7 protein-coding genes are annotated in these 8416 nt (G+C 54.6%); 5 read left to right on the top strand and 2 right to left on the bottom strand.

What is annotated here, in order from left to right; translation table 11 throughout:
- Positions 1-10 precede the first annotated feature (10 nt).
- Positions 11-952 (top strand): LysR family transcriptional regulator, encoded by a 942-nt coding sequence (locus ACR0NT_RS17550; protein ID WP_170440550.1) that lies wholly within the window; start codon positions 11-13, stop codon positions 950-952.
- A 345-nt stretch (positions 953-1297) separates the two neighbouring features.
- Here the strand turns inward: ACR0NT_RS17550 and ACR0NT_RS17555 are convergent, their stop codons facing one another.
- On the bottom strand, positions 1298-1786 hold the full coding sequence (locus tag ACR0NT_RS17555; RefSeq protein WP_170440552.1) for a GNAT family N-acetyltransferase: 489 nt from the start codon (positions 1784-1786) through the stop codon (positions 1298-1300).
- A 273-nt stretch (positions 1787-2059) separates the two neighbouring features.
- Between ACR0NT_RS17555 and ACR0NT_RS17560 the strand changes: the two genes are divergently transcribed.
- The 3 genes from ACR0NT_RS17560 (at position 2060) to ACR0NT_RS17570 (ending at position 5650) form a co-directional block, all read left to right on the top strand.
- Positions 2060-3049 carry an AraC family transcriptional regulator gene (locus tag ACR0NT_RS17560; protein WP_170440554.1) on the top strand — a complete coding sequence of 330 codons (990 nt, stop codon included), beginning with the start codon at positions 2060-2062 and terminating at the stop codon, positions 3047-3049.
- A gap of 124 nt (positions 3050-3173) precedes the next feature.
- The gene (locus ACR0NT_RS17565) at positions 3174-4001 is read left to right on the top strand and encodes an oxidoreductase (RefSeq protein WP_170440557.1); all 828 of its coding nucleotides are present in this window, start codon (positions 3174-3176) and stop codon (positions 3999-4001) included.
- 47 nt (positions 4002-4048) lie between these two features.
- On the top strand, positions 4049-5650 hold the full coding sequence (locus tag ACR0NT_RS17570; protein WP_170674893.1) for an aldehyde dehydrogenase family protein: 1602 nt from the start codon (positions 4049-4051) through the stop codon (positions 5648-5650).
- A 272-nt stretch (positions 5651-5922) separates the two neighbouring features.
- Here the strand turns inward: ACR0NT_RS17570 and ACR0NT_RS17575 are convergent, their stop codons facing one another.
- Positions 5923-6945: a permease gene (locus tag ACR0NT_RS17575; protein ID WP_170449098.1), complete on the bottom strand. Its 1023-nt coding sequence runs from the start codon at positions 6943-6945 to the stop codon at positions 5923-5925.
- Between the two features lie 85 nt (positions 6946-7030).
- On the opposite strand from ACR0NT_RS17575, the gene ACR0NT_RS17580 reads away from it, so the two are divergent.
- Positions 7031-7888: a LysR family transcriptional regulator gene (locus ACR0NT_RS17580; RefSeq protein ID WP_170449099.1), complete on the top strand. Its 858-nt coding sequence runs from the start codon at positions 7031-7033 to the stop codon at positions 7886-7888.
- Positions 7889-8416 lie beyond the last annotated feature (528 nt).

Raw genomic sequence — 8416 nt, forward strand, 5'->3', positions numbered from 1 at the left:
ATTTCATATTGTGAAAACTAAAACACAAAACCTGAAACAATTAGACCGTATGATGAACGAAAACGCTTTGACCGCCTTTCTCACATTGGCTGAAACCGGCAGCTTCCAAAACGCCGCTCGTGCGATGGGTGTATCCAACGCGTCCTTGTCCCGCTATGTCGGGCAGGCTGAAGAACACACGGGACTTGTTTTGTTCCATCGCAGCCGAAACAGCAGCACGTTGACACGCGCGGGGCAGGAGTTTTTGCCAATCGCTCAGGCGCTGCGCGAAGACCTGAACCGCTATACGACCCGTGTGGCCGGTTTGCGTGAAACCGGGCCGGGTACTTTGCTGATTGGTTGCGGGCCGTTAACCACAAGAACTTTGATCCTGCCAGTCTTGCGCGCCGTACGAAGGGCAATGCCTGACCTGCGCTTCCGAATTCTGGTGAGTGCCTATGCACGTCCGCTCGACTTATTGCAGGCAGGGGAATTCGACGTGTTCCTTGGCGATCTGACCTACACACCTGAAGCCGAAGATGTCGAGATCATGGTGATGGAGAAACAACCCATCCAGTTTGTTGCTCATCGAGATCATGAGATTCACCAGCGCGGCCCGCAAACCATGGCAGGCATATTCGATTTTCCCTTTGCATCACCCCATCTCCACAAACATTGGAAAGCCGCTTTGACAAAAGCACTTGGTGGCGGTGCCGAGGCTGTCGAAAAGGTCAATGCGCAGCCGCATATCGAATGCGACGACTACAACCTCCTGACTGGACTGCTGGCAGAGCCTGAATTTATCGTTGGAGGGATGCCGGACACATTCGCAGAGCTGACCCGTGCAAAGACCGCAAAACCCGTGTCGATGAAACAGAACCTTACATGGAACATTTGTGCAGCGCGCAAGTCGCAGAACACGTCTGCCACGGTTGAATTGGTTTGGAATGAACTTGCCAAGTATCGGGCGTGATCGGTGGCGGGAGGCACAGGGAGACCTGTAACTGAAGCATTTTCTGGCCCAAACGTAGGTCGTTTTCTTAGGCCCGGTAGAATTGCCGAAGCTCCGCTTAGGTACCGAGAGTAGCTTTTTGAATACAATTGACCGACGGCAGCAAAGTCAGCGAGGCAGCTTTTTGTACTCGTTCCACTGACGGGCCACTACTCAACCAGAGATCGCTTCACATAAAACTGCTTCAACGACGTTCGCGGTTTGCTATGGCGCGGCAAGTCACCCAATGGTTGCGAAACCAGCCATTTGTGGTGCCAAACCGCCACGACCGCAATTCGGACGAAACCGACGTTGGGACTATGACGTCTAAGGGTAAATGGCCATAGGAAGGACTAGACCCCAAGGAGTTTCCTCAGCAGGTCGCAATTCCTTGAAGCCTGCTTTCCTGTATGCTGCAATTGCGTGAACATTTTCTGGGTGCGGGTCGGTTGCGATCACCGGTGCGCCCTCCTCAAAAAGTTTTTTGACCCTTTGGGTTATGAAGTTCGGTCCGTACCCCTTTCCAGCCATGTCAAATTCGCCAATGAACTGGTCAATGCCGCGCGATCCGTTAGGCAGATCAAAGAAATGATGATCATCCCAACCATGAACGGTGTAGTCTTGCATATATGCAAAGGGTTGATCGAAAAAACCGACAATCCACCTAGCAACCCGCGTGTCGTCGAAATCCTTGGTTTCACTGGGCTCAGTCGAATCCCACCATTCTCGGACATGAGGACGCGATTGCCAGTCTAGTAGCAGTTCAAGATCGGCAACTGTAGCACTGCGAAAAGTGAATGGTTCCGCATGTTTCATTTCGAAAAACTAGCACATTTGTAACTAGAAGAAATGGGCTCTTCCTGGACCTAGCAGCCAGAGCAGCAACATAGTGTAACGTGAAAGGTCAACGTCGGGTTCGAGAGGAACACGATGCTGGGGCTTCGCTGTTGCTCTATCATATTGCGCCAAAGGACCATCAGAACACGCCAAAGGGTTTCAAGCCTCTGGCGCGGTGGAAATCACATGCGAATATAGGATGCGCTAATACACTCGCTTCAGGAGGCGAAATCGCCAAACCGTCTTTACCCAATGGCCAAATCCATCACACAGTTGGCCAAGTTGTTGAAAATCTCACCCGAGCAGGTGTTTCTCCGAGCCGGGTTCCCGCGTGATTTCCTGCGCAACGAAAGCAAGGGGGTGACGCCCGCACAGGTGTTCGATCTGTGGCAATCGGTTGAAACAGAAGCTAAACGCCCAGATTTGCCGCTCATCTTGAGCAAACTCTTTGCTCACGCGCCATTCACGCCCGCGATGTTCTCTTTCTCCTGCTCACCCGATGTACGTACCGGGCTTCAACGACTGTCGGTGTTCAAACCGCTGATGGCACCGATCACTCTGGATCTCTCCGAGGACGACGATTGCCTGCATGTTGCCATCGGCTCAGTCGATCCCACCATTCCAGTCCCACCGCGAATGCTCTGGTTCGAAGCGCTTTACCTGCTGGAGTGTGCCCGTTGCCACACTGCCGAGCATATCGTGCCAGCACACGTGAAGCTTCCAGTCATTGAACATCCGGGTGAGGAAGTACTTTCGTATCTGGGACGCCACCCAACGCCCGGCGCAAGCATTTCACTTCGTCGCGAAGACGCGGACCTACCCCTGATCACTGAAAACGAGGAAGCCTGGCCGGAATTTGAGAAGCAACTTCGTCGCAAGATGGTGACTCATGAAACAGACACGCCCATCGTGATGCGCGCCAAGCGGGTCCTACATGACATGTTGCCTTCGGGTGAGGCAAATATTGAGGCGATGTGCAAGAGGATGGCCATGTCCAAGCGCACGTTGCAACGCCAACTGAAGGAGCAAGGCGAGACCTTCCAAACTCTGCTGGAATCAACCCGTTTAGAACTGGCGATGCACTATCTGAGTGAGGAGGGGCTGAACGTCGAGGAGATCTCCTATTTGCTGGCATACCGCGAGCCGAACTCATTCTATCGCGCGTTCCAAGGCTGGACCGGCATGACCCCGGCCGAGGCGAGGGATATGTCGGAACTTAGTCCGCGCCCGCAACGAAAATGAACAGCCGCGCAATCGTACGCCCCAGTCTGCGTTTGTATCCGGAGATACCGAACGCATCGACTCGGGCCGAACGGTGCAACTGATCCGGGACAAGACAAGCTGTCCAAAACAATTGGAGTAAATAATGGCAAACACACAGCAAGTTGCGCTCGTTACCGGTGCATCGTCGGGCATGGGTAAAGTGATCGCTCAGCAACTGATCAAGGATGGATTGACTGTCGTCGTCGCAGCCCGACGGGTGGAGCAAATGGACGATCTGAAAGCGCTCGGCGCGCATCCTGTTGCCATGGATGTCTCAGATGAGGCCAGTCGCAAATCCGCTGTCGCTGAGATCACCATCAAGTTCGGCGGCGCGGATGTGCTGGTGAACAATGCGGGTTTCGGACTTTATGGTGCGGTCGAGGACGTGCCGATCGAGGAAGCACGCTATCAGATGGACGTGAATCTGTTCGGTGCTGCCGCGTTGATACAGGAACTGCTTCCCTACATGCGCGAGAAACGTGCAGGCAAGATCATCAACATAACGTCGATGGGTGGCAAGATCTATACGCCCTTGGGTGCTTGGTATCATGCCTCGAAACACGCTCTCGAAGGTTTGTCTGACTGCCTGCGCCTTGAGCTGAAACAGTTTGGTATTGACGTGGTTGTGGTCCAACCCGGCATCATTCAGACCTCTTTCGGAAATGTTGTCGAAGGCCCGATGCTGAAGTTTTCGGGCAATACGGCTTATGGAGCGATGGCCAAAACCGTCGCCAAGGCAACCGCCGAAAACTACAAGGATGGTGGCGGCTCGTCCCCACAGGTGATTGCCGATGTTGTGTCCCGGGCGGTGAAGGCCCGCAGACCCAAGACCCGCTACGCCGCCGGAAAATACGCAAGCTTGATGATGGGCGTCCGTAAATGGTTGGGCGACCGTGCTTTCGACCGCATGGTCATGTCGATCGCTCGCTGATCCTGCTTTCCCCAACTCGCTCCGACCGAACACTTAAGGACAATTAGATGAAAACCGACGACGCCATTACTCACCTGAACCCGCAGAAATGGGCCGCTACCTCCCCCGCCGAGCGGTTAGCCCTACTGGAAGCTGTGCGCGAAAACCTAAAGAAATTTGGCGGTGAACTCGCCGCCTCGGACACCGCCATGAAGAATGGTCAGATGGGCGAAGAGATTTATACCGACCCGCTATCAAAGATCGCCACGATTGTTCCAATGGCCAATACCATTTCTGCCGCCATCGACGTTTATGAAGGCATCGTGCATGGAAAGATGCCAGAGCCGATCAGCATCACCAAAGTTGGTAATGATCGCTATGACATTGCGGTCTTCCCAATCGACACCAAGGACAAGCTGATGAACGGCGACCGGAAGGATGTCATTCGGGTCAAGGGCGAACCGAAGCAAGTGAATCCGATAGATAAACCTGCCGGTATCACCGCCGTATTGGGCGCGGGGAACTATTCGTCGTCCTTGGAGATGCTCAAGGCAATCTTCTTCGACAACAAGGTTGTGGTGCACAAACCTCACCACCTGAATGCCGAGAGCGATAAGGTTTGGGAAAAGGTCATGACCCCGCTGATCGATCATCAAGCCCTGGCTTTCGCCGATCACGATGAAGGCCGTGTGCTGACGACCGATACCAGGATCGACAAGATCTACTTCACGGGTGGTGCAGGTACCGCCAAAGCGATCCAAAGTGCCACCCAAGCCGAATTGATCTCCGAATGCGGAGGCAACAACCCGGTGATCATCGTGCCGGGCGACCGCCCTTGGACCGATAAGGAAATCGCTCATCAGGCGCACCAGATCGTCACAATTAACAAGCTCAACGGTGGTGCAGTCTGCGGTCGAGTTCAAACTTTGGTAACGTCGAAACACTGGGCCCAGCGGGATCAGTTCCTAGATGCCATTCGAAAGGCGATCGTCGAAGACACGCCCGCCGAGGGCACCTACTATCCGGGGGCTGGCGAGGTGAAAGACGGGTTCCTCAACGCCTATCCGCAAGCTGAGCGGCTGTCACCGGAGGGCGGTCTGTTCAAGGCAGCTGAAAACCTGCTGATCACCGGGATCGAAGTGGACAGTTATGGCACGCGCAACGAGGCCTTCTGCCAGATCATAGGTGAGGTGCCGTTGGACGTGCCTGCCAACGCTGCTGAATTCCTGCCCGCTGCAGTTGCCTTCTGCAATGAAAAGCTGCTTGGCACGTTGGGCAGCGCAATCCTGATCGACGAGGACACCAAGAAGACGCATCAGGCCGCTCTGGACCGAGCGGTAACTGAAATGGAGTATGGTGCAATTGCCGTAAACGCCATGCCACCCTTCATCTTCCTTTCGCCCTGGCTGACATGGGGCGGCAACGAAGAAGGCAAGGAGTTCGTCTCGGGAGTAGGCAACTTCGGCAACGCCATGTGCTTCGAGAATGTCGAGAAATCTATCTTGACTGCTGGCTTCATGTCGCCCGGTCACATGATAAAAACCAACAAGGGTGCCTTTGACACGCTGGCTACGGAAATGGCCAATTATGCGGTTGAGCCATCCTGGCGAAACCTAACATGCCTAATGGGTGGTGCTATCATAGGCGGTTTCCGTCGGAAGGATTTCTGAGGCCAGTAACCCTTAGCCACGGTGCGTTGTACGTGATGAGCCTACTGCCATCTTGGCGGTAGGGTTTGAGGTTGTGGGCACTTTTCAACATGCTGAATTGGGCGGTTTTGCGCCTCTCGCGACCATTGGGAGCAGGCAGTTACCTACAAATAGAGGCGTTTAATTACGACAAGGGAGACCTACACCGGACGTTCAACTCGAGATTTGAGATTTCTGTGTTGGTGGGCAGATTAGCCATTCGTTGACTGCTTGCTTTCAGTTGGCATTGTCTCTTAGACGATCCACCCAAAGACATACCCCGCTCCAATCGAGCCAAGAACAGCAAGCAGCAGATATAGCATGAATGGCTTCGGTTTGAGCACCGGTGCGATGGCCATTGCACCCCAGATGCTGACTACGCCACCCGATACAAGGAAAGCCATCGCTGCGCCTTCGGACATGCCGTTGTCGATCAGCCCTCGCGTCAGTGGGAGTGCCGCGTACCCGTCGATATAGGCTGGGGCACCAATGAAGACAGCGGCGGGTATGGCCCACCATTTGTCTTCCCCGACATATACTGCCAGCGATCCAGGCGTCAGTGCCGTGTTCAGGGCGTACTCGGCTGTAAACGCCGGTATCAGGCAAATTAGGATAAGCCGACTGGTTGCCCAGTACTGTTTGCCGAAGGAACGTCGTCTCGCCTCAGACCGCCATACCCAGGGATCAAAGGGCTGACCTTCGCCGCATCGCGCAGCACTCAGTTGGCGAGCGAGATCATTATCGCGAAGCGCATTCATTGCCCAAGGCGCCCTGGAAAATAGACCGGTAATCGCGCCCCCGAATACACCCAATCCGAAAGCTGCAAGAGTTTTGCCAATCGCAAAGCTCAGACCCAATGTTGCGGCGGTGGTCGCGAGCATCGCCGGGTCCGTTATCGGAGAAGACAGCCAGAATGCCATGATCGGTGCAAGCGGTACACCCGCAGCCAGCAACCCAGCCATTAACGGCAACACGGTAACACCGCAGACGGGCGTAACGGCTCCGATCAGCGACGCGGCCAACACCGATCGAAATGTCCTGCCCTCAAAGGCAGCAGCAATATGAGTGTCCGCGCTGCTGGCAATGATCCAGGCCGCAAGGATGATACCCGGAATGACGATTGGCGCGACGACAATCAAGCCCAAGACGACAAACTTTGCAGCGTTTGCCGCGTGTTCCGGCCAAACAAGACAGACACCCGACAACAGCACCAGAGAAACGCCCCACATCAGATTTTTCCGGGTAGATGGTTGATGGGCAGCGGTTTGATCGGACATTACCTACTCCTTTGAACTTGAAAATTAGAGTGGCACGAGCCATCTTTGAAACGAATAGTTTCAATTTCAGATATTGGAAAAACAGATGGAGAATCTGGATAGCGATCTTTTGCGAACCTTCGTCGCCGTGGCTGAGGCTGGCAGTGTCACGGATGGTGCAGCTCGTATCCACCGGTCCCAATCTGCAACGAGCCTTCAGATCAAACGCCTGGAATCCATTCTGGGCCGCCCTGTTTTTGATCGGCATGGTCGCGGGGTTGTGTTGAGCGATGCGGGGCAGACGTTGCTGTTCGTTGCGAAAGACGTGACGGCCCGCCTCGACGCGGTACAGCGGGAGATTTCACACAATTCTGTGAGCGGAAAACTACGCTTGGGCATACCCGACGATCACGGGCGCGCCAAACTCGCGACGATTATTGCGGCGTTTACCAGTCATCATCCTAAAGTCGAACTGGAGGTCACCTGCGCCTTGAGCGCACATTTTCCTGATGCGCTCGACAAAGAGCTGTTGGACCTTGCGGTTTACGAGGTCGAAACTCCATCTGGTTTTGAGGAACTCCTTTATGAAGACCCGACTTGTTGGGTGTCTTCGGCACATCGGGATTTTTCAGTCGAAGAAGTCCTACCGGTGGCCCTTTTCGATGAAGCGTGTTGGTGGCGCGACGCGGCAATCAGTTCCTTACATTCCCGTAGAAAGCCCTACCGTATCGTCTATTCAAGCCAAAGCGTTTCTGGCGTGATTGCAGCTGTAGAGGCAGGGATCGCGGTTGGCTTGCTGGGCCGGTCGTCGCTTCACATCGGGCTATCCGTGGTCAACGAGAGGCTGGGATTTGGGAGCACACCTGCCTCCAAACTTGTGATGGCTTCAGGCAGACCGAAAGGGCATGGGCCGCAGGACGCGATGAAAGCTGCTATTCGAACGGCATTCTTGTCCAGAGCGTGATGGGCCGTTCTAGCCCTTTTCCAACCTTCTCTGCATGCAGGATCAATGGCCGCTAGCAGGTGAATTGAAGCAATAGGCGTTGGTCTCGATGATTAGCAGACCACATAACTAGATATCGCTTCACATTATGCCGCTTCAGCGATGTTTGCAGTTTGTTACAGAGAAGCGATTCAGCAGAAATTTGTCTGCGCGCGCCTCGGCATCGGGAAACACGCGCAGACTTTCGAGAAACCTGCCGGGCGTCTGGCCCGGCATGATGGGCTCCGACGGGTTCGCCGTCCTCCCCATCGCCGCGCTTGATCCGCCCCACCGTGCGGCGTCTCCTGCGGTCCCCGCGCATGATGGGTCCGGGTCCCCAAAAACAATTCCAATCAGCCGTGAGGGTTCAGGAAGTGAATGCCTCGTTTTCCATGATCTTTTCAAACGCGGGTAAGAATGCGTCATGGTGCAGCGAAAGGTAGCGTGTGATCTGCTCGCTGCGCATCAGTTTCGCGATGTAACCACGGGTCAGGACTAAATTGAGATGAT

It is taken from the genome of Ruegeria sp. AB10 (assembly GCF_056542745.1).